1 protein-coding gene is annotated in these 26,042 nt (G+C 57.2%); it reads left to right on the plus strand.

The features are described from left to right. Window positions 1–158 precede the first annotated feature (158 nt). Window positions 159–25,952 (plus strand): M10 family metallopeptidase C-terminal domain-containing protein, encoded by a 25,794-nt coding sequence (locus tag SIB88_RS03895; RefSeq protein ID WP_412559383.1) that lies wholly within the window; start codon window positions 159–161, stop codon window positions 25,950–25,952. The last annotated feature ends 90 nt before the right edge of the window (window positions 25,953–26,042 follow it).

The raw sequence follows: 26,042 nt of genomic DNA on the forward strand, positions 1-26,042 counted from the left end.
AAAAAACATGAAAAAAAACTAAAACAGGTTGGTTTCCAGCCTTTCAGTGGTTGATGGGTTGCAGATAGTGATCTATACTAGTGTATAAATCGATTCTGCTGTCAGCGCCGCTGCTTTCGAATCAGGTAAATATAATTCCCAAGTAGGGAGTAACTCTCGTGGCCTCGCCCGCCAATCAAGATGATGGTGTTGGTGTTACCGACACCGATATTGAACAGGTTCTTGATAACCGCGCAGAAGATGATTCTGCTGCGGCGAATTCCGATTCCGGAACCAGCGCGCAGGGCGGCGGCAATTCCCCGGCCTTGGCCAATCAGGTTTTCACCAATGTTCAGCACGTCATCGGCAGCGCCTATGACGATGTTCTGGTTGGGGATGGTGCAAACAACACGCTGATCGGCGGCGAAGGCGACGATATCCTCGAATCGGGCGAGGGTGAGGATGTCGTAACCGGTGGTGCCGGGCGTGATACCTTTGTGCTTGAAAGCGGGTTCGAGAAAACCACCATCACCGACTTCAATGTCGACGAAGACGAGCTGGCCTTTACCGATCTTGGCGTCGACAGTATCAACGACCTGATGTTGCTGGCGGCCGATGATGGTGCGGGCAATGTGGTTGTGACCTTTGCTACCGGCGATGTTCTGGTGCTGCAAGGGGTGACCAAGGCGCAGCTTGCCAGTGCAACCATTGTCGAAGCGCCGCAAATTTCCCCGGTAACCGTGGTTTCCGATGACAGTTCCGATGCCGGTGGCTATGCGGCAACCGACGAGACGGCCAATGTCATCGACGGTACTTCGGGCGATGACACAATTGCCGGGTCTGACGGCGATGACATGATTTCGTCGGGCGGTGGGGCGGATACTATCGACGGTGGCGCGGGTGAAGACACCTTGTCGCTTGATGGTGCTGCTGATGGCATGCGGGCCGATCTCGGCGAGGGGCTGGCGACCGATGATCTTGGTGCCAACCGTGTTTCGTTCAGCAATTTTGAAAATATCCGCGGCACGTCGGGCAATGATGTGCTTGCCGGTGATTCCGGTGACAACACGCTTGTCGGCGGTGCTGGCGATGACACGTTCAAGGTCAGTGACGGCAGCGATGTCATTGACGGCGGTACGGGCGAGAACACCCTTGATTACAGCAGTTCCGAGCAGGGCGTTCGCGTTGACCTTGGTTCGGGTGCTGCGCAAGGCAATGACGTCGATGAGACGTCGGAAAATTCTGCTTCTGGCGATACCGGCGGTTCGACCGGCGGCGACAGCACGTCTGAGTCCGGTGCGTCTGAAGCCGGTACGGGTGACTCTGCATCAGGCGATGCAGGTGCAACTGATCCGGATGCCGGTGATGCCGGTGATGCGGGCGCGTCCGGCGAGGGTAGCACGGATACGGGCAATTCATCTGAAACCGATACAAGCGGCGATACGACAGGTGGCGATTCCGCAAGCGATGATGCCAGTGGATCGGACGGCGCGGACCCGGTGGAGTCCGGCGCAGGCAGCAGCGATGCCAGTTCCGATACGAGTTCCGATGCAGGTTCCGGTGGCGGATCGGATGACACGACGTCCGATCAGACCGACGCAACGAATTCCGGTGACAGTACAGACAGCACTGGCGGCGACGGCACTTCTGCCGGGGCAGAGGGCAGTGGTGCGGATTCTGGTTCAGATTCTGGCACGGAATCCGGCGCGGATGCCGGAACGTCCGGCGGTTCTGATGCATCTGGTGAAACCGGTGGTGCAGAAACTGGTGAAACAGGCGGTTCAACAGGTTCCGGTGCAGATGACGGTACGAATGCGGCATCGGGCGGCGATGGTGATACACCCGCCGAAACCGGATCCGGTTCGAATGATGCGACCGGGGATGGCAGTTCTTCGGACGGTGGTTCATCAGATGGCGGATCTTCTGATTCCGGTGCATCAGCCGGTGGTGCAGACGAAACTGCGTCAAGTGGTTCTGATGGCGTAAATAGCGGTTCCGTTACGGATGAAACAGCCGGTTCCGACGGTGGTGATACAGCCGGTGGCGATGCAGTCAATGACGGCGCGGGTAGCGATGCGGGTTCGGGCGAGACCGCATCGGGTGACAGTGGATCAGTTGCTGGCGACAGCACATCTGGCGATAGCGGTTCTGCTGACACCGGCAGTGATGCGGGTGCAGATGCCGGTACGGATACCGGGGCAGATCAGCCTTCTGGTGATTCCGGGGCCGAAAGCGGTTCGGAGCCACAAACCGGTGCCGGTGATGAAACATCGGGCGCGGAAGGCAGCGGTACGCAAACTGAAGCCGGTAGCGGTTCGGATGGATCCGATAGCACCGATGGTACTGGCGGCTCTGATGGTGCTGATGGTGCCGATGGTTCGGACACGCTCGGCGGTGCTGACGACAATGCCGGCGGCACTGTTGATACCGGTGATACCGGCCTCGAAGGTGGCGAAGGGTCTGAGGGTGCGCTGCAAACCGGTGCGCAGGATGGAACAGATCCTGTTGCCGGTGGTGACGGTTCCGATCCGCTGGGGGATGCGGGTGCAGGTGATGGCACCACCACCCAGGAAGACAACACGACCCCGGGCGCGCAGGCTGGTGCGGGCGCTGGTGGTGATGCGACCAGCGATGCCGAAGCAGGTGCACCAACTGATGGTGCAACCGAAGGTGCTGCCGAGGGCGAAGAAACAACCGGATCGAACGAAGCCGATCCCAATACCGAAACCAACGAAGATACTGCGTCCTCTGGCGACGAAACCGAGCAGACCGGCGATACCGGTACCGGTGACGAAACCAGTGAAGAAACCACCGATGGCGACGGGGATGCTCCGGCCTCTGGCGATGCTGGCGATGGCGACAGCACGGCAATTTCGTTTGATAACGTCCCGACCGCAGGTGATGACCTGATGCAGGGCGGCGAAGATGCAGACGTGTTTGGCGGCGGTGCGGGCAATGACACCCTTCAGGGCAATGGTGGCGACGATACCCTTGTGGGCGGTACCGGCGATGACCTTTTGCAGGGGGCGGCCGGTGATGACGTCCTGAGCGGTGAAGCCGGGAACGACATTCTTCAGGGCGGCGAAGGTAATGACAGTCTTGATGGCGGTACGGGCGACGATGTCCTGCAAGGGGGATCGGGCAACGATCAGCTGATCGGTGGGGCCGGTAACGACGTTATGGCCGGTGGATCGGGGGATGATACCCTTTCCGGTGGCGCCGGGGATGATCACATCCAGGGTGGCAGCGGCACCGATACCGTCGATTACAGCGATGCAACCGGCGCGGTGACGGTCGATCTTTCCAATGAAACGGCGACTGGTGCGGCGGGCAATGACGTTGTCCAGATGGTTGAAAATGTCGTCGGGTCGGATTTCGACGACCACATCAAGGGTGACGACGGCAACAACGTTCTTGAAGGCGGTGCGGGCATCGATACCCTGACCGGCGGAGCAGGTGATGACACGCTGAGCGGTGGTGCGGGCAAGGATGACTTCGAACTGACCGAGAATTTCGGCAGTGACACCATCACCGATTTCAACGGTTCTGAAGATATCATCGATCTGTCGCGTCTGGGCATTCAGGATTTCGCGACCCTGCAAACCATGATGTCGGACGATGGCAACGGCAATACCGTCATCGATTTCGGTGAACAGGGCGTTCTTACCCTTGAAGGGGTAAGCAGCGACAGCCTTGTTGCCGATGATTTCCGCGGTTTCGGTCGTATCTTTGAAACCGAAGATGATGACATCGAATTCGGAACCGGCGGCAATGATGCTGTTTACGGTTACGGGGGCAATGACACGCTTGGCGGTGGCGACGGCGACGACGTCATTTCCGGCGGCTTTGGCAATGACACCGTTTCGGGCGGTGCGGGCAATGATACGCTGCGCGGGCAGGAAGGCATCGACACCGTCGATTATTCCGGTGCGAATGGCAGTGTTCGCGTCGATCTTGAAGCCGGTACCGCAAGCGGTGCGGACGGGGACGATCTTCTTGATCGTATCGAAAACGTCACCGGTTCAAACCATGACGACGAAATTTACGGCGATGGTGGCGTAAACGTTCTTGCCGGCGGGGCTGGCAATGACACGATCGTCGGCCGTGGCGGGAATGACACCCTTGATGGTGGCGCGGGTGATGATCTGTTTGTCGGTGAAGACGGCAATGACACCATCATCGGTGGTGACGGATCAGATACGCTTGATCTCAGTGCGCGTGACACCGCGCAAGATGTGCGTCTGAATACGGGGACCGCACGCGATTCCGAAACTGGCGAAAGCGACAGCATTTCGGGCATTGAAAACATCATCACAGGTGCGGGCAACGATACGGTCATTGGTAGCGGGGATGACAACTTCATTTCCACCGGCGCAGGTGACGATCTTGTCCGTGGTGTTGGTGGCAACGACACCCTTGATGGCGGCGAAGGAACCGACACCATTGGCTTTGGCAGCGAAAGCGGGCTGAATGTCAATCTGGAGACCGGTGTTGCGGTTACCAATTCCGGTACGTCTCAAATCTCGAATTTCGAGAACGTGGTCGGCACCGGCAATGATGACATTATTACCGGCGATGATGGTGACAACGTTCTTTCCGGTCTGGCTGGTGATGACACCCTTGCCGGTGGCGGTGGCAATGACACCCTGCTGGGTGGAGACGGAATTGACACTGTTGACTATTCAGATGTCGCAAGTGGTGTTCAGGTCGATCTTGTAAACGGCGTTGCCCAAGGGGATGGCACCGACAGTTTGTCCGACATCGAAAATGTTGTCACAGGTGCTGGTGATGACGTTGTTGTCGGGAACAGTCAGGGCAACATTATCGATACCGGTGCCGGTGATGATACCGTTTATGGAAGTGGTGGCATCGACACCCTGATCGGTGGCGATGGCACAGACACCCTGAGCTACAATTCTGGCGTGGACAGTACCCTTGCATCTGGTGTTTCAGTTGATCTTGAGGCTGGCACGGTTACCGGGCGCAACTTTGTCGACCAGATTTCCGGCTTTGAGGAAATAGAGGGCTCCGCTGGCGCTGACACCATGTTGGGTAGCAGCGGCAATGATGTTTTCATCGGCGGTGCGGGTAATGACACCATCGATGGGCGCGGTGGTGACGATACCCTGACAGGCGGTTCAGGCGCTGATACTTTTGTTGTATCCCCTGAAAGCGGAAACGACGTCGTCACTGACTTCAATCCGGCGGTGGACGTCATCGATATTCAAGGCATTGATGGTCTTGAACTGTTCTCGGACATCACCGATTTCATCGGCCAGGATGCTGCTGGTAATGCGACGATCACGGTTGGTGATGCGGTAATTACCCTTGAAGGTGTTGATCCCGATAGCCTGACATATGCAAACTTCCGGGGTATCCGGTCGCTGGAAGGCACGGATCAGAAAGACATTCTGGACGGTACAAGTCGCAGCGACGTCATTACGGCAAAGGCTGGTGACGATACTGTTACCGGTGGTGACGGTAATGACATCATTGACGGCGGATCGGGCAATGATCTGATATCTGGCGGCAAGGGTTCCGATACCATTACCGGCGGTGATGGAAATGACACCATCAATGGTGGATCGGGCAGTGATGTTCTGGACGGTGGCGACGGCGTTGATACGCTTGTCTACCAAGGCCAGTCATCAGGGGTCAGTGTCGATCTTGAGACCAATCAGGCCGTGTCGGGCAGTGACAGCGATACGATATCGAATTTCGAAAATGTCACCGGGTCCTCATATAACGACAACATATCGGGCGATGACAATGCCAATATCCTGAAGGGTGGCCTTGGGAACGATGTGCTTGAGGGGCGCGGCGGTGACGATGAACTGATTGGTGGTGCCGGTGCGGATACGCTTGCCGGTGGTGCAGGCAATGATATCCTCAATGGTGAAGCTGGCTTTGATACCGTTACCTACGAGGATGCAACGGGTGGCGTAAACGTTAACCTTGCGGCTGGGACCGCAACCGGTGCAGACGGTGAAGACAAACTTGTCGAAATCGAAAACCTTATCGGATCCGATTATGACGACATTTTAACCGGGTCGTCTGTTGATAACACGATTATCGGTGGTGCCGGTGATGACACCATCAATTCCGGTGCCGGGCAGGATGTGATATCGGGCGGCGACGGGGCAGATACTTTCGTCCTGAGCAATATCAGCGACGACGTGGTGGTGACCGATTTTGACCCCGCCGAAGATCAAATTGATCTAAGTGATTTCGGCATTCCGAATTTCGAAGCACTCAAGAAGCTGATCACCAGCAACGACAATGGTGACTCGGTCATTTCGATTAATGGTCGAACAATGACACTGACCGGCGTTTCCCCGGACGAGCTGAGTGCGGATAATTTTGTCGATATCGACAGCCTTGGTGCCACCGACGGTGATGATGTGCTTGAGGGTACATCCGCCGAAGAAATCATTGACGGCCTTGATGGAAACGACACGATCAGTGGCGGCGCCGGAGACGACACAATATACGGAAACAGTGGTGATGACACGATTTCCGGCGGTCAGGGCAATGACATCATTGATGGTGGCGATGGCGAAGACACCGCCGATTACAAAGGTAGCGGTGGCATAACAGTCGATCTGGCTGCGGGCACTGGCGGTGTTAATGGTGAAGACACTCTTGTCAGCATTGAAAATGTCAGCGGTTCAAACCTCAAAGATGTGATCTCAGGGGATGACGGTGCCAACACCCTTTTCGGTGGGGCTGGTGATGATACGATTTCGGGCGGTGCAGGTGATGACGTCATTCTGGGCGGCACCGGAAATGACAAGCTGGTTGGCGGTGCGGGCGACGATGCACTGGTCGGTGGCGAGGGCGTTGACCTTGCCGACTACAGTTCCGCCGATGGTGGGGTTACTGTCGATCTGGCCGCGGGCACAGCCAGCGGTGCGTCCGGGAATGATACCCTTGCAACCATCGAAAATGTTACTGGTTCCGATCACGACGACACGCTTGTCGGCGATGATGGTGCCAACACGCTTGCCGGCGGCCTCGGTGATGATGTGCTTGACGGCGGGGCTGGTGACGATCTTCTGATTGGTGGTGTCGGGAATGACACGATTGAAGGCGGTGAAGGCGTTGATACGGTCAGTTATGAAACCGGTGGCGCTGTTAATATTGACTTGTCAGAAGGTATCGCAACCGGTGCAGATGGAACGGATCGTCTCAGCGGCGTAGAAAATGTCATCGGTTCGAACCAGGCCGACACGATTACGGGTGATGATGGTGCCAACATTATCAAAGCCGGTGGCGGGGCAGATACCATCACCGGTGGGGCGGGCGATGACACCCTGATCGGTGGTGCTGGTGCTGATGTCTATGTTGTTGGTCCGAATGACGGAACCGATACAGTAACCGATTTCGCTGTTGGTGAAGATCAGATCGATATTACCGGCCTAGGTATAGATACCTATGGCCAGTTGTTCGAACTGATGTCGGAGAACGAAAACGGTGACCTTGTCATCGATTTCGGTGAAGGTACGTCGATGATCCTTGAAGGGGTCGGTCTGGATGACATTTCAGCCGACAACTTTATCGGGGTACGTGACATTGTCGGCAGCACCGGCGACGACACAATGTATGGTACCGACGGCCAGGATACGATGTCGGGGCTTGACGGTAATGACATCATCTATGGTCTTGAAGATGATGACAGCATCTATGGCGGCGACGGTGATGATACGCTGGTTGGCGGGGACGGAGATGACGTCCTTGATGGCGGCGATGGTGTCGACACTGCTGATTACAGCGACGAAACCGAACAGGTTACTGTCGACCTGAACGCCGGGACGGCCACGACAGATGGCGGGAATGACACGCTTCGCAATATCGAAAACATCGTTTCCGGTGCGGGCAATGACCACCTGACCGGATCTGGTGCAGACAATATTCTTGTCGGTGGCGAAGGCGACGACGTCCTTGAAGGACTGGATGGTAACGACACGCTGGTTGGCGGTGACGGGCGCGACACGGTCAGCTATGCCAATGCAGACGGCGGGGTGACGGTCAATCTTGAAGATCAGACCGCAAGCGGTGCAGCAGGCGAAGACACCCTTTCAGGGATCGAAAACATTGTCGGTTCCGGCCATGCCGATATGCTCGAAGGTGATAGCGGCGATAACAGCATCAATGCCGGGGCTGGCAACGACACCATTGTTGCAACGGGCGGCGATGACGTGCTGCGCGGTGGTGCGGGATCGGACACTGTCGATTATCGCAATGCAACCGGTGGCATCACGGCTGACCTTGAGGCCGGTCGGGTAACCGGTCTTGGCACCGATCAGCTTGAAAATATCGAGAACCTGACGGGATCGGATTACAACGATACGATCAGTGGTAACGAGCTCGACAATATTCTGTCCGGTGAAGGCGGCGACGACATTCTGTCGGGCGGCAATGGCGATGATACCCTGCTTGGCGGGGCTGGCAACGACACCCTTGTCGGTGGCAGGGGCAATGACCTGATTGATGGTGGCGAAGGTGTCGACACCGTTGATTATGCAGATGAACAGCAAGGTATCGAGATCAATCTCGGGACTGGCGAAACCGACGAGAATACCGGTGACACCGTCCTGAATGTTGAAAATGTCGTCGGTAGCGGCTTTAACGATGTCATTACCGGATCTGATGCGGATAACACCCTGCTTGGTGGCGGTGGCCAGGATACCTTCAATGTCAGTGCCGGCGATGATGTGATTGACGGCGGAGCCGGTATCGACACCGTTGACTACAGTGGCAGTCAGACCAGTGTGGATGTTGATCTTGGTGCGGGGACGGCTGACAAGGCCGACGGCACCGACAGTCTGAGCAACATCGAGAATGTTATTGGTTCGGATGCCAATGACAGCATTACCGGATCGGCTGACACCAATACTCTGGTGGGCGGGGCTGGCGACGATACCATTGATGGCGGTGCCGGAGACGATCTGATCGCGGGTGGTGAGGGGAATGATACCCTTGCTGGTGGTCAGGGTACGGATACACTCGATTATTCCGATGCAACGGGTGCACAGACCATTGAGCTTGCGGCTGGTACGGCAAGCGGCGCGGATGGCGATGACACCATTTCCGGGTTCGAGAATGTCGTCGGGACCGAATACGGGGATACCATTACCGGGGACGATGCCGCCAACGTTATTGACGGCGGTGCGGGTAATGATCTTCTGACTGGTGGCGCTGGCAACGACACCCTGCGCGGTGGTGCAGGTGATGACAGCTTTGTCGGTGAACTTGGTGATGACACCTATTTCGGTGGTGAAGGTGCCGATACGCTTGATTATTCGGATGCCGGTTCGGGTCTGGATATCAATTTGCAGACAAATATCGCGACCGGTGCCGATACCGGGACAGATAGTTTTAGCGGCATTGAACAGGTTATCGCATCCGACCACGACGATGTGATTACCGGCGGTGCCGGCGACGATACAGTTCTGGCAGGCGACGGGAATGATACGATCACCGGCGGTGCTGGCAATGATGTGCTGTCTGGTGAAGATGGCGACGATACGATTTCGGGTGGATCCGGCCGTGACACGCTTGACGGCGGCGCGGGCGAGGATACCGTATCGTTTGCAGGTGAATCTGGCGTATCTGTTGACTTGCAAACCGGTGTGACAAGCACCGGCGACATTATCTCCAACTTTGAAAATATTACCGGTTCGCTTGGTGATGACACCCTTCGGGGCGATGCAGGTCGTAATACCCTGAAAGGTGGACAGGGCAACGACGTTCTTGATGGTCGTGGCGGTGATGATGTTCTGTCCGGCGGGGCGGGGAATGATACCCTGCGCGGTGGTGAAGGCAGTGACACCCTTGATGGCGGCACCGGTATTGATACCCTGGATCTGTCGGATATTGATGGTGACCAGACCGTTGATTTCACCACTGGGACCGCGACGGATGGCACGGATACCGACAGCTTCAGAAATATTGAAAATGTCACGACCGGTGACGGCGATGACCTGATCACCGGCGATGGCAACGGCAACGTGATCGATGCCGGCAATGGCGACAATACCGTCAATGGCGGTGCGGGTGCCGATACCATCAGCACCGGTGACGGCGAAGACATTATTGATGGCGGTTCAGGTAATGACACCATCAATAGTGGTGCGGGTGCCGATACCGTTCTGGGCGGTGATGGCAATGATGTCATTTCGTCTGGCACGGGGGATGACCTTGTTGAAGGCGGAGCCGGGAACGACACCATTTCGGCCGGAAGCGGAAATGACACCCTTGATGGTGGTGCAGGCAACGATACCCTGCGCGGCGGCGAAGGTGATGATGTCCTGATCGGTGGCGATGGCGTTGATACCGCAAGCTATATCGATTCAGAATCCGCCGTCACCGTTGACACCAGCAACAATACTGTCAGCGGCACATCAAGCGGTACTGATACCCTTGACGGGATCGAAGTGGTCCGCGGTTCGGAATTCAACGATACCTTTATCGGCGGCGGTCAAAGCGACACCTTTATCGGTGGCGCAGGCAATGACACCTTTGATGCCGGCGCCGGTAATGACACGCTGAGCCTTGGTGGCGGCGCCGATCAGGTCATCTTCAATCCGGGTGACGGCAATGACACCATCACGGACTTCAATGTCGGTGCCGACCAGATCGATCTGACCAGTTTCAACATTGCCGGTTATGACGCGCTTGAGGAAATGTTTGGCACCAATGCCAATGGCGATCTGACCATCAATCTTGAAAGCGGCGATACCATCACGCTTAAAGGCGTGTCGGCAGCCCAGCTTAGTGCAGACAACTTCATTGGTGTCGATGTCCGTTTGGGCACCGACGATGCTGATGAAATGATCGGCGGGGACGGCGATGACATCATCAATGCGCTGGGCGGCGATGATACCGTCGAAGGCGGCATTGGCAATGACCGCCTGATCGGTGGTTCCGGCAACGACACCCTTGATGGCGGGACAGGTAACGATACGCTGGTTGGCGGTTCGGGTTCGGACGTGCTGGTCGGTGGCGAAGGCAGCGATACGGTTGATTATTCGACCGAAGGTGCCGGCATTGTCGCCGATCTTGAAAACGGCACGGTTACCGGCGGTGACGGCGACGACGTTCTTGACGGGATCGAGAATGTTACCGGCACGCTGCATGATGATACACTGATCGGTAATGATCAGAACAACACGCTGTCTGGTCTGGACGGGGATGATACCCTTGTCGGCGGGACCGGTGATGACGTCATTGATGGCGGCGAAGGGTCCGATACCGTTGATTACAGCACCGCAACCCAAAGCGTTGATGTCGATCTGGATGCCGGTACTGCAACCGGTCAGGGCACAGACCGCCTGAACGATGTCGAAAATGTCGTCGGTTCGGACTTCAATGATGAAATCCGTGGTGATGCCGCGAACAACACCATTTCGTCGGGCGCGGGTGCCGACGCGGTGGATGGTGGTGCCGGGGATGACGTGATCGATGCCGGTGACGGTGCCGATGAAATCAGCGGCGGTGACGGCAATGACACCATCGAAGGCGGTGCCGGTGGCGACATCCTTCTGGGTGAAGCAGGCGACGATACGCTGAGCGGCGGCGACGGCGATGACATTGTCGAAGGCGGCAGCGGTGATGACTGGGTCTATGGCGATGCCGGGGATGATATCCTGGATGGTGGCGATGGCGATCTTGATACGGTCGACTATTCCAATGTCGATGGCGGCGTCACGGTTGACCTGATCAAGGAATATGCGACCGGTGCGGCCGGTGATGACATCGTGCGCAACTTCGAACGCGTGATCGGTACCGATTATGCCGATACGCTGGTCGGTAGCGACGGCATCAACACCCTTGATGGCGGATCGGGCAACGACACCCTGTTTGGTGGCGCGGGCGATGACGTCATCATTACCGGTGACGGCGAAGACATGATCGTTCTGAAGCCGGGTGGCGGCCATGACACCGCAACCGATTTCAATGTCGATGAAGACATGATCGATCTGTCATCCTATGGCATCGAAGATTACGCGACCTTGCGTGACCAGATGGCCGATGACGAAAATGGCAATGCGGTCATCACACTTGATGATGGGGACAGCATCACGCTCGAAGGCGTGTCGGTTGATGACCTGTCGCCAAAGAACTTCTTTGGCTATGACGTCATTTATGGCACCGAATTCGAAGACAACATCACCGGCAGCCAGATCAGCGATGAAATCCACGCTCTTGAAAGCGACGATATCGTCGATGGCCAGGCCGGCAATGATGACATTTACGGCAATGAAGGCAATGACACGCTGATTGGTGGCGCAGGCAATGATACCCTGCGCGGCGGCGATGGCAGCGACACGGCCGATTATTCCGACACGACCGAAGGTGTGACTGTTGATCTGAGCGCGGGGACCGCGACCGGCGAAGCAGGCAACGACACCCTTGAAAGCATCGAAAACGTTACCGGTGGCGCCGGTGATGATGTTCTTGTTGGTGATGACAATGACAACATCCTTGACGGTGGTGCAGGCAATGACACCGTTTATGGCAATGGCGGTGATGACACCCTGATCGGTGGCGACGGCGACGATGTCCTGTCCTATGAAGATGCCCAAGGCGGTGTAAATGTCGATCTCGATGCCGGAACCGCAACCGGTGGTGCAGGCAATGACGTCATTGACGGTTTCGAAACCCTGATCGGGTCGGACCATGACGATACGCTTGCCGGCAATGATGCCGATAACGTCATTGATGGCGGTGCCGGTGACGACACGCTTTCGGGTGGTGCGGGCAATGACACGCTGATCGGTGGCGACGGTGCCGACATCGTTGATTATTCCAACGATACTGACGGTGTTGCGGTCGATCTTGAAACCGGTACCGGCATTGCGACCGATGGCACCGATACCCTTGACGGTATCGAAGGTGCGACCGGTGGTTCGGGCAATGACACCCTTACCGGATCGAGCGGCGACAACATTCTGGATGGCGGTGCCGGTGATGACACCCTGAGTGGCGGTGCAGGCAATGACACGCTTGCCGGTGGCGAGGGTGCGGACCTTGTCGATGGCGGCGCGGGTGATGACGTTCTGTCGTTCGAAGGTGATCGCATTGGTGCGGACGGTGAAACCACCGATCATGTCGGCAGCCCGACCACGGATGGCACCGGTGACGTTGCCGATATTTCCGGCAAGAACATTTCCGATGACAGCTTTGTCGGTGGGGCAGGCAATGACACCCTGGTTGCCGGTTCCGGTGACGATGCGATTATCCTCGACCGTGATCACGCCGGTGGCGGATCGGCGAACCCGGCAATTGTCGATATTGAAAACATCGATGCCGGTGATGGCAACGACGTTGTCGATCTGACGAGCGAAACCCATTCCTATGGCGATGTGACCATTGATGGTGGCGCAGGTGACGACACCATCTGGTCCAATGATGGCAATGACGTCATCGCCGGTGGCGAAGGTGCCGATAACATCCACGGTGGTGCGGGTAACGACGTTATCGATGGCGGTGCCGATGACGACATCATTGATGGCGGCGAAGGGACCGACACCATCGACGGTGGCGCCGGAAATGACACGATCGTGGCCGGTGCCGGGGACGATGTCCTGATCGGTGGCGACGGTTCTGACACCCTTGATATGTCCGGCGCAGATGGCGCGACAATTGACCTTGCTGCGGGCACAGCAAGCAGCGATGAAACCGGCAGCGACAGCATCGACGGATTTGAAAACGTCATTGCGACCGATGGTGATGACACCATTACCGGGTCGGACGGCGACAACACGATTGATGCCGGTGCAGGCAACGATAGTGTGACGCTGGATGCCGGGAATGATGATCTCGATGGTGGCGCGGGTATCGATACCCTTGATCTGTCCGGAACGACCGGTGGTGTTACGGTTGATCTGGGCGCAGGTACGGCAAGTGGGGCCAATACCGGTTCTGACACGATTGCCAACTTTGAAAATGTCACGGGATCGGATGATACCGATACCATTACCGGTTCGGATGATACCAACGTCATTGATGGTGGTGCCGGCGACGATGTGATCGATGGCGGTGCTGGCGACGACATCCTGTCGGGTGGTGCTGGCAATGACACGCTTGTCGCGGGCGACGGCAACGATACGCTGTCGGGCGGTGCCGGGGCGGATACCTTTGTCTTTGAAGATGGCAGTGATGCCGATCTTGTCAGTGACTTTGATCTGAATGGCGATGTGATTTCGCTGCCGGATGCCGGTGTTTCGACCTGGACCGACTTGCAGCCGCTTCTGTCAGATGGACCGGATGGCGCGGTGATCACGCTTCCGTCCGGTGGCACGGTTACCCTGTCGGGGATTTCGGTTGCCGATCTGACACCGAACCACTTTGACGGCATCGAAAATGTCGGCACGCCGGGTGAAGATACACTTGGTGGCGGCGAAGGTGATGACACGGTCGATGCCGGTGACGGTGATGATACCGTTGATGGTGGCGGCGGGGATGACACCCTTCAGGGCGGCGGCGGCAGTGATACGGTCGATGGCGGTGATGGCAACGATTCCGTTGATGGCGGCGATGGGGATGATTCTGTCGGCGGCGGCGCGGGCGATGACACGGTTGCAGGCGGTGGCGGCAACGACACCCTGAGCGGTGGCAGCGGAACCGACACCCTTGATGGTGGCGACGGTGACGATGTTCTTCAGTTCGAAGCCGATCGTACCGGTCAGGCTGGCGACAGCACGGACCACGCCGGCAGCCCGGGTGTGGATGGCACCGGGGATGTTGCCGACCTCGAAGGTCTTGGTCTGAGCGACGATCAGTTCGAAGGTGGATCTGGTACCGATACCCTGTTGGGGACGTCCGGTGCGGATGCCATCATTCTTGATAACGATCACGTCGATGGTTCGAATACCCCGTCAATCAGCGGTATCGAAGTGATTGATACGGGCGCGGGCGACGATGTTGTCGATCTGACCAGCCAGACCGATGGATATGGTGATGTAACCGTCAATGCCGGGACTGGCAATGACACGGTCTGGACCAGTGCGGGCAATGATGAAATCAATGCCGGTGACGGTGATGACGTCATTCATGACGGTGCGGGCAACGATATCGTCAATGCCGGTGCGGGCAATGACACCATCGAAGGCAGCCAAGGCAACGACACCATTGACGGTGGCGACGGCATTGATCTTCTGGATCTGTCGGATGCCGATGGTGTGAATGTTGATCTGGATGCCGGGACGGCACAGTCCGGTGCATTTGGATCAGACATCGTTTCGAACATCGAAAATGTGACCGGTTCGTCTGGTGATGACATCATCACCGGTTCGGATGCCGCCAACGAAATTGATGGCGGTGCAGGCCATGACACCCTTGATGGTGGTGCAGGTAACGACACCGTCATCGCTGGTGCAGGTGACGATACGGTTCTGGCTGGTGCAGGCGATGATACGCTTGCCGGTGGTGAGGGTACTGACACCCTGGATATGACCGGTGCCGATGGTGCGGTGGTTGATCTGGATGCGGGTAGTGCATCTTCGAGTGCGACCGGCAATGACGCAATTTCCGGCTTTGAAAATGTAACTGGCAGTGACGGTGCAGACACCATCACAGGCAGCGACGGCGCAAACACCATCGCAACGGGTGCCGGCGACGATACCGTCGATGGTGGTGCCGGTGACGACGTGATCGACGGCGGTGCCGGGAATGACAGCCTGCTGGGTGGTGCCGGAAACGACATTCTGGACGGTGGTGCTGGCGATGACCGGATGGATGCAGGTGTTGGTGATGACACCCTGACCGGTGGTGCGGGTGCCGATACCTTTGTCTTTGCCGATGGTACGGATGATGATCTGGTCACCGACTTTACCGTTGGAACCGATCAGATCGCCCTGCCAGATAGCGGTGTGACCAGCTGGACCCAGTTGCGTGACATGCTGTCCAATGGTCCCGACGGTGCAGTGATTACATTGCCGTCCGGTGGCACGGTCACCCTTTCGGGTGTCGCGGTCGAGGATCTTGGTCCGGGCGACTTCGAAGGCATCGATAACGTTCCGACCGAAGGCAATGACAGCCTTGGTGGCACCGATGGTGATGACACCTTCAATGGCGGCGGCGGCGATGACACGATTTCCGGCGGCGGCGGTAATGATACGCTCGGTGGTGGCGAAGGTGACGACACGCTTGAAGGCGGATCGGGCAATGATACCCTGACAGGTGGCAGCGGCACCGACACCCTTGACGGTGGCGATGGCGATGACGTGCTTGAATTCGGCGCGGATGGCACGGCACAGGCCGGTGACAGCACCGACCATGCCGGAAGCCCGGGTGTCGACGGTACCGGCGATGTCGCCGATCTCGAAGGTCTTGGTGTCAGCAATGATGTTTATGACGGTGGTGCGGGCACCGATACGCTGGTGGGGACCAGCGGCGGGGACGCGATCATTCTTGATGGCGATCATGAAAATGGTGCAGCAAATCCGTCCATCGTTGATGTCGAAGTTATCAATACCGGTGACGGTGACGATGTCGTCGATCTGACCAGCCAGGTTCATTCCTATGGTGATGTGACGGTTGATGCCGGTGCGGGTAATGACACTGTCTGGACCAACGAAGGCAATGACAGCATCAGTGGCGGTGACGGCAATGACCACATCAATGCCGGTGCAGGCAATGATATCGTTGATGCCGGTGCGGGGGATGACACGGTTGTCGGTGATGCCGGTAATGATACCCTGATCGGTGGTGATGGTGCCGATACCCTTGATATGTCCGGTGTCGATGCGGATATCGCGGTCAATCTTGATGATGGCACCGTCAACAGCAGCGAAACCGGATCGGACGTTGTTTCGGGCTTTGAAAACCTGATCACCGGTTCGGGCGACGATACGGTAACCGGCAGCGCATCCGATGACACGATTGCGACCGGCGACGGTGCCGACACCATTGATGGTGGCGATGGCATTGACCTGATTGATGCGGGTGCCGGAAATGACGTGATTTCCGACGGTGCCGGCAGTGATCTTGTCATGGCGGGTGCGGGCGACGATACGGTTGTTGCCGGTTCCGGAAATGACAGCCTTGATGGTGGCGACGGTGTTGACACCCTTGATATGTCGAACGCGTCCGGTGATGCGGTTGTCGATCTGGGTGCCGGAACGGCAAGCTCGTCGGAAACCGGCAATGACCAGATTTCGAACTTCGAAAATGTAACCACCGGTGCCGGTGATGATCAGATCACCGGGTCGAACGGTGATAACGTCATCCATGCCGGTGCAGGCAATGACACCATTGATGGCGGTGCCGGTGACGACACCGTTTCGGGTGGTGCGGGTGCCGATACCTTTGTCTTTGCCGATGGCACGGATGACGATGTCGTCAGCGATTTCACCCGCGGCGAAGACAAGCTTTCGATTGATGATCTTGGCATCGAACGCTGGGCCGACCTTGTGCCGATGCTGAGTGAAAATGGCAATGGCGACGCGGTGCTGAACCTGCCGTCTGGCGGGACCGTAACCCTTGTCGGTGTTGGTCTGAGCGAACTGAGCGCAGATGACTTCACCAACATCACCGATGGCGCGACACCATATGATGACGTTCTTGAAGGCACCGATGGTGACGACACCATCGATGCGCTGGCCGGTGATGACACCGTAACCGGTGGCGCAGGTGACGATACCCTTCTTGGCAATGATGGTTCGGACACCATTGATGGTGGAACCGGAAACGACGACATTGACGGCGGTTCGGGCAATGACACCCTGGCCGGTGGTACCGGGAATGATGACATTGCCGGTGGCGATGGCAACGACACCCTGACCGGTGGTGCGGGCGACGATACCCTTGATGGCGGTGCTGGCGACGATGTTCTGAACTTCGAAGCGGATGGCACTGCGGACACCGGCGAAACGACCGAACATACCGGAAGCCCGGGTGTTGACGGCACCGGCGATCTGGCCGGCGTCAGTGGCAAGAACATTTCCGATGATACGTTCATTGGCGGTGACGGCAACGACACCCTGAACATGACCGGTGGCAGTGATGCACTGGTTCTGGACGGTTCGAAACTGGGCGATGGTCAAACCACCACGCCAACCGTTGAAACCCGCACTCTGGGTCTGACGAATTCGGCAAGTGCGGCCGATGTTCAGGCAGCCTGGTCGGATGCCAACCTGTATGCCTATGATTTCGGGACATCTTTTGTCGACGAGAACGGCAAGCTGAACCTTGGTGCTGCGGATGATACCGTGACCTTTGATGGCAACGGTATCGGCAATAATGGTGGCAGCCCGGCAGGCAGCCAGATCAACCACGATGCGGCAACCGGCGAAAGCGAAGCAATTGTTGTCGATCTTGGTGCCGATGCAACCACCGCAACGGTTCAGGTTTCCAACCTGATGGCCGGTGAAGGTGGCGGCGAAGTCGGTTCCTGGCAGGCCTTTGATGCCGATGGCAACCTTGTTGCGTCGGGTACGCTTGATGACAGCACGATCGACTACACCAGTAACGGTGTTGGCACGGCAACCATCAGTGTGACCGACGGTGCAGGCAACCCGATCGAATTCCGTTATCTGGCATTTGAAAGCGAACCATATGCCAACGGTTCAAGCGGTTCTGACAGCAGTGACTTCTTTGTCCGGTCGATCAGCTATGACACGGTTGTTGATGAAACAACCGCTGACGGGGCGCGTCTTGACGGGGTTGAAGTCATCAATGCCGGTGACGGTAACGATGTGGTCGATCTGACCAGCGATACGATTTCCTATGGCGATGTGACCATCAATGGTGGTTCGGGTGCCGATACCCTTTGGGGTAACGCGGGCGACGATACCATTCGCGGCGAACTGGGTGATGACAATATCCATGGTGGTGCCGGTGATGATTACCTTGATGGTGGTTACGGCGATGATGTGATCAATGGCGGGGTTGGCAATGACACCCTGCTTGGCGGCACGGGCGAAGATGAACTTCGTGGTGGTGCAGGCGATGACACAATCGTTGGCGGGGCCGATGTCGATACCGTCATTTATGACGATGCGACATCCGGTGTTGATGTCGATCTGGCCAATTACACGGCCACCGGCGGTGCGGGTAACGACGCGATCTATCAGGTCGAAAACGTTACCGGTTCGGACCATGACGACACCATCAAGGGCGATCACAAAGCCAACATCCTTGACGGTGGTGCGGGCAACGACACGCTGGTCGGTGGTGCGGGCAACGATACCCTGCGAGGTGGCGAAGGTTCGGATACCGTTGATTATAGCAACGCATCCGGTGCGGTGAATGCCGACCTGTCGACGGGAACCGCCCAGATCGGCAATACCGAAACCGACAAGCTTTCAAGCATCGAAAACCTGATCGGATCAAGCGGCAATGACACGCTGACCGGATCGGACGGGGATAACACCCTGGTCGGTGGTCTTGGCAATGACACGCTTGTTGGCAATGATGGCAACGACGTTCTTGAAGGCGGTGCCGGAAACGACACCCTTGACGGTGGTGCGGGCGAAGACACCCTGTCGGGCGGCGACGGCAATGATGTGATCAATGCCGGTGCGGGCAATGACATTGTCGATGGTGGTGCGGGTGACGATACCGTCCTTGCAGGGGCCGGCGACGATACCCTTGCCGGTGGCGACGGAACCGATACCCTTGATCTGTCTGAAGCCACCAGTGGTGCGACGGTCGATCTTTCGGCTGGTACGGCAAGCGCGACCGAGACCGGCAATGACAGCATTTCCGGATTTGAAAATGTAGTTGGCGGTGCCGGTGCAGATACCATTACCGGTTCTGACGGCGACAACGTGATTTCCGGCAATGGCGGGGATGATGTCCTTGACGGTGGTGCTGGCAATGACACGATTTCGGGTGGTGCTGGCAACGATACGGTAATGGCCGGTGCCGGTGATGACACCCTGTCGGGTGGTGCAGGCACCGACATGCTTGATCTGTCTGAAGCCACCAGCGGTGCAACAGTTGATCTGTCGGCGGGTACGGCAAGCTCGACCGAGACCGGCAATGACAGTATTTCCGGCTTTGAAAATCTGACGACCGGCGACGGTGATGACACGATTACCGGATCGTCGGGCGATAACGTGATTGATGCCGGTGCGGGCAACGACACGATCGCCGCAGGCGATGGCAATGACACCATCACCGGCGGTGCTGGTGCCGACACGCTGATCTTTGAAAATGGCACCGATGACGATGTCGTCAGTGACTTCAATATCGGCGAAGACGTTATTTCATTGCCTGATCTTGGCATCGATGCCTGGACTGACCTTAAGGCGCTTCTGGCCGATGATGGCAATGGCAACACGGTAATCAATTTGCCGGCGGGCGGTACCGTGACGCTGGTGGGTGTGACGCTTGATCAGCTTGGCCCGGATCAGTTTGAAGGTGTGTCCAACATCGGCACACCGGAAGACGACAATCTGAGCGGCACGGGCGGCGATGACAGCATTGACGGTCTTGCTGGCGATGACACGATTGCCGGTGATGGCGGCAATGACACCCTGATCGGTGGCGCGGGCGACGATACCGTTTCCGGTGGCGATGGCAATGACACGCTTTCGGGTGGCGAAGGTGACGATACGCTTGATGGCGGATCGGGTGATGACACCTTTGAATTCGATGCCGACGATGTTGCCGCGACCAATTCGGAAACCACCCATGACGGCAGCCCGGGCGTTGCTGGCACCGGTGATGTTGCCGACATCAGTGGCAAGAATATCAGTGACGACACCTTTGTTGGCGGGGATGGCAATGACACGCTGAATCTGACCGGTGGTGATGATGCGCTGGTTCTTGATGGCGCCAAACTGGGCGAAACAGACACAACGCTTGAAACCAGAACACTTGGCCTGTCGGGCAGCGGTTCGGCATCGGCTGTCGAAGCGGCCTGGTCGGATGCAAATCTGTATGCCTTTGATTTCGGAACGTCGCTTGTTGATGAAAATGGCAAGCTTGATCTGTCGGCTGCGGATGACACCGTCGGGTTCTTTGGTGCTGGTCTTGGCAATAGCGGTGGTCAGGTTGCCGGTAGCGAGATCAATCATGATGCGCCATCTGGCAACAGCGAGGCGATTGTTGTTGATCTTGGCAATGATGCCCGCAGCGCGAATGTTCAACTCTCTGCCTTCTATGGCAACGAACATGGCGGCGAGACAGCGTCTTGGCAGGCCTTTGATGCCGACGGAAACCTTGTCGGTTCGGGCGTTCTTGATGACAGCACGGTAACCTATGGCACCAATGGTGTCGGAAGCGCGACCATTTCGATCACCGACGCATCGGGTGCACCGGTTGATTTCCGCTATATTGCGTTCCAGGCCGAACCGTATGCCGATGGCACGGTTGGCAGTGACAGCAGCGATTTCTATGTCCAGTCGATTTCCTATGAAGCGGTCATTGAAACGCCGGTTACCGATGACGTGCGCCTTGAAGATGTCGAAGTCATCAATGCCGGTGATGGCAATGACGTTGTCGATCTGACCAGCCAGACCCACGCATATGGTGATGTCACCGTTGATGGTGGTGACGGTGACGATACCCTGTGGACCAGTTCGGGCAACGATACGGTGCTTGGCGGTGCCGGCAATGACGTGATCAATGACGGTGCGGGCAATGATGTTGTCTATGGCGGTGTAGGGGACGACACCGTAACGGGCAGTGCCGGTGATGACACGATCGACGGTGGCGACGGGTCCGATACATTCGATGCATCGACCAGCAACGGCGCGACGATTGATCTGGCAGCGGGTACAGCATCCTCGGCCGAAACCGGGAATGATACCCTTGCCAATATCGAAAACGTCATCGGGTCGTCCGGTGGTGACACCATCACGGGCAATGACGCGGCGAATACGATCGCGGCAGGCGACGGCGCCGATACCATCAATGATGGTGCGGGCAACGACGTTGTCGATGCCGGTGCAGGCAATGACAGCCTGATCGCAGCAGCCGGTGATGACAGCATCGATGGCGGCGAGGGTGAAGATACCCTTGATATGGGTGCGGCCAATGGCGCAACGGTTGATCTTGATGCCGGTACGGCAAGCTCGGATGCGACCGGTTCGGATGCAATCAGCAGCATCGAAAATGTCATCGGTTCGGGCGGCAATGATGTTCTGAGCGGATCGGATGGCGCGAACACCCTTCTGGGTGGGGCCGGTGATGATACCATCGAAGGCGGTGCCGGTGGCGACTACCTTGATGGTGGCGAAGGCCGCGATACGATCAGCTATGAAGGATCGGATGCGGGCGTCGAGGTTTATCTTGGCGAAACCGATGCCAATGCCCGCAACCCGGGTGATGGCGGTCGTGCCTTTGGCGGCGATGCAGCCGGTGACATTCTTGCCAACTTTGAAAAAGTCATCGCGTCGGCCCATGACGACTACATTTATGGCAACAGCCAGAACAACGAAGTTGATCTGGGCGATGGCAATGACACGTTTGACAATGTCGAAGCCGATGTCAGCGAAGACACCATTGATGGCGGTCTTGGCAATGACACCATCTGGACCGGTGACGGTTCGGACACCCTGTCGGGTGGCGAGGGCAATGACTATTTGAATGGTGAAAAAGGCGACGACTATCTTGATGGTGGTGCCGGTACGGACCGTCTGATTGGCGGCGAAGGCAACGATACCCTCGATGGTGGTGAAGGCAATGACACCCTGACCGGTGGTTCGGGTGCGGACCTTATTCAGGTCAGCAGCCTGATTGGTGACAAGGTGGTCACCGATTTCAACACCAGTGTTGACCAGATTTCTCTTGATGCCCTTGATATCAGCACCTGGTCGGAACTGGCGCCGCTTCTGTCGGAAGTCAATGGCAACACGGTTATCGATCTGGGTGATCAGGGATCGGTCACGCTGCTTGGCGTGCGTCTGAATGATGTTTCTTCGGACATGTTTGTCGGCATTGAAAATGATGGTGGCGCAACGCCGTTTGACGATGTTCTGATCGGCACCAGCGAAGATGATTACATCGACGCACTGGCCGGGAATGATGTTGTCGATGGCGGTGCCGGTGATGACACGATCAACGGCATGGAAGGTGATGACAACCTTTCGGGCGGTACCGGCGATGACACCATTACCGGCGGCAGTGGTAATGACGTTGTTTCGGGCGGTGACGGTGACGACACGCTTGACGGCAACGAAGGCCATGACGTGATCTCGGGTGGTGCGGGCAACGATACCCTTATCGGTGGCAGCGGCAACGACGTCATGGATGGTGGCGGCGGCGATGACCATATCGATGGCATGGACGGCGACGATACCATCACCGGTGGCGACGAAACCGACACCATTTACGGATCGGCCGGTAATGACAGCCTTGATGGCGAAGGTGGCGACGACGTCATTTCCGGCGGCGACGATAATGACAGCATTGCCGGTGGTGCGGGCAATGACCTTCTGTCCGGGGATGCCGGCGACGATACGATTGATGGCGGTACCGGGAACGACACGCTTCTGGGCGGTGACGGCAATGACACCCTGCGCGGCGGGGATGGCGATGACGTTCTGTCTGGCGGTGCGGGCAATGACCTGCTTGACGGTGGTGCCGGTAATGACACCCTGACCGGAACCGACGGGACAGATACCCTGATTGGTGGTTCGGGCAACGATACGCTTGATGGCGGTGCCGGTGATGACACCTATACCGGCGGTACCGGTGCTGATCAGATTCTTGTTTCCAATAATTCCGGCAACAAGGTTGTTACCGACTTCAACCCGCAGGAAGACCAGATCAACCTGGCATCGCTTGATGTTGATGACTGGACCGAACTGCGCGGGCTGATGAGCGAAGTTAACGGCAACACGGTCATTGATCTGAACGGTCAGGGATCGCTGACGCTGGTCGGTGTTTCGATGGGGGCACTTACCGCGGACATGTTTGTCGGTGTTGAAGCATCAAGCGGCCCGACCCCGTATGATGATGTGCTTTATGGCACCAGCAACAATGACACGATTGCGGCCCTTGCCGGTGACGATACGGTTTATGGCCTGAACGGGCAGGACACCCTGTCTGGCATGGAAGGCAATGACAGCCTGTATGGCGGTGACGGCGACGATACCCTGTCGGGTGATGCCGGAAATGACCTTGTCGAAGGTGGCAGCGGTCAGGACAAGATCACCGGTGGTACAGGCGACGATACGCTGGATGGCGGTTCGGGCGATGACAGCATTTCGGCCGGGGATGGCAATGACACGCTTCTGGGCGGTCAGGGCCAGGACAAGCTGTTTGGCGATGCCGGCAACGATACCCTGTTTGGTGGTACCGGCGACGACACCCTTAAAGGTGGCGCTGGCGATGACGTGCTTGATGGCGGCGAAAATAACGACAAGCTGTATGGCGGTGACGGCAACGACACGCTGAGCGGTGGCAACGGCGACGACAAATTGTATGGCGAATCCGGGAATGACACGCTTGAAGGCGGTGCTGGCAATGACACACTCAATGGCGGGTCGGGTCGTGACGCGGCAAGCTATGCCAATGCATCTTCAGCCGTTGCTGTAAGTCTTGAAAGTGGCACGGCCGTTGGTGGTGCTGGCAATGATATTCTGTCTTCGATCGAAGACCTGATCGGGTCGAACTTCAACGACTATCTGTTCGGGGATGATGGATCGAACCTGCTTTCGGGTCTGGACGGAAATGATGTTCTTGGTGGCGATGATGGTGATGACACCATCTGGGGCGGTGCCGGCAACGATACGATCAATGGCGGGTCGGGTTCGGATCTGATTGATGCGGGTGCGGGCAATGACACCATCGAATATCAGAAAGACGCGACCTGGAGCGGCAGCTATGCTGCGAAAAACGTTGGCGATCCGGGTATGGATGGCACCAACGAACAGATCAATCTTTCGGGTTACAACCGTTCGGAAGATATCTTTGACGGTGGTGACGGGACCGATACCCTGTCGATGACCAGCGGCAATGACGCGCTGTTCCTGGATGATACCTTTACCGATCCGGGCACCAGCCCGCGGATATCGAATGTCGAAGTCATTGATGCCGGTAACGGCGATGACATTATCGATCTGACCAGCGATACGCTGTCTTATGGCGATGTCACCATTCTGGGCGGCACAGGCGATGATATCGTCTGGAGCAACGCTGGTGATGACGTTATCAATGGTGGCGAAGGCAATGACACCCTGTGGGGTGGTTCGGGTGCCGATACCATCAGTGGCGGCAACGGGGTTGATATCCTTAATGGCGGCGCGGGCGATGATGTCCTGCAATACAATGCAGACGATACCTGGGGTAACAGCTGGTACGCGCTGAATGACGGCTCGCCAAGCGAGGATGGTCATAACCACGACAATGGCTGGGGCCACAACAACCATAATGGCAATGGTTGGGGACATCATGACGGTGGCGACGAAGGCACTGGCGAATATGTCAATCTGGGTGGTTACAACCAATCCAACGACGTCTTCATCGGTGGCGAGGGTGTCGATACCCTTCAGATGACAAGTGGCGATGATGCCCTGTTCTTGCGTGATTCGGTCAGCGAAGGCAGTGCCAATGTCCGTATCAGCGGTATCGAGGTGATCGAAGCCGGTGATGGCAACGATATTGTCGATCTGACCAGCGATATTGAAAGCTATGGCAATGTCACGATTGATGGTGGTGCGGGCAACGATACCCTGTGGTCCAATGCCGGGGATGACCTGTTGCTTGGCGGGGCTGGCAATGACCATCTGTATGGCAGTGCCGGGGATGATACCCTGACCGGTGGGACCGGTTGGGATACGTTCGAAATCGGCAAGACCGATGGCCATGACATCATCACCGACTTTACGCCGGGCGAAGACATCATTGATCTGTCGGAATGGAACTACAACAACTTCAACCAGATCCAGAACGACATGCATGTCGATGTTGACGGCAATGTCGTGATCGAACTTGGCAATGATGCATCCGTGACCCTGATGGGGGTTCATGATCCGGATGACCTTGATGCCGATGATTTTGGATTTGGCAGTTAAGTGACGGCTGATCACGGAACGCAGAAGACACAAAAACGGGGTGGTCAAAGGCCACCCCGTTTTGCATTTCAGACAGAAAAAAGGTGCTGA

It is taken from the genome of Thalassospira sp. MIT121401, from assembly GCF_047125595.1.
GTDB classification, from domain to species: Bacteria; Pseudomonadota; Alphaproteobacteria; order Rhodospirillales; family Thalassospiraceae; genus Thalassospira; species Thalassospira povalilytica.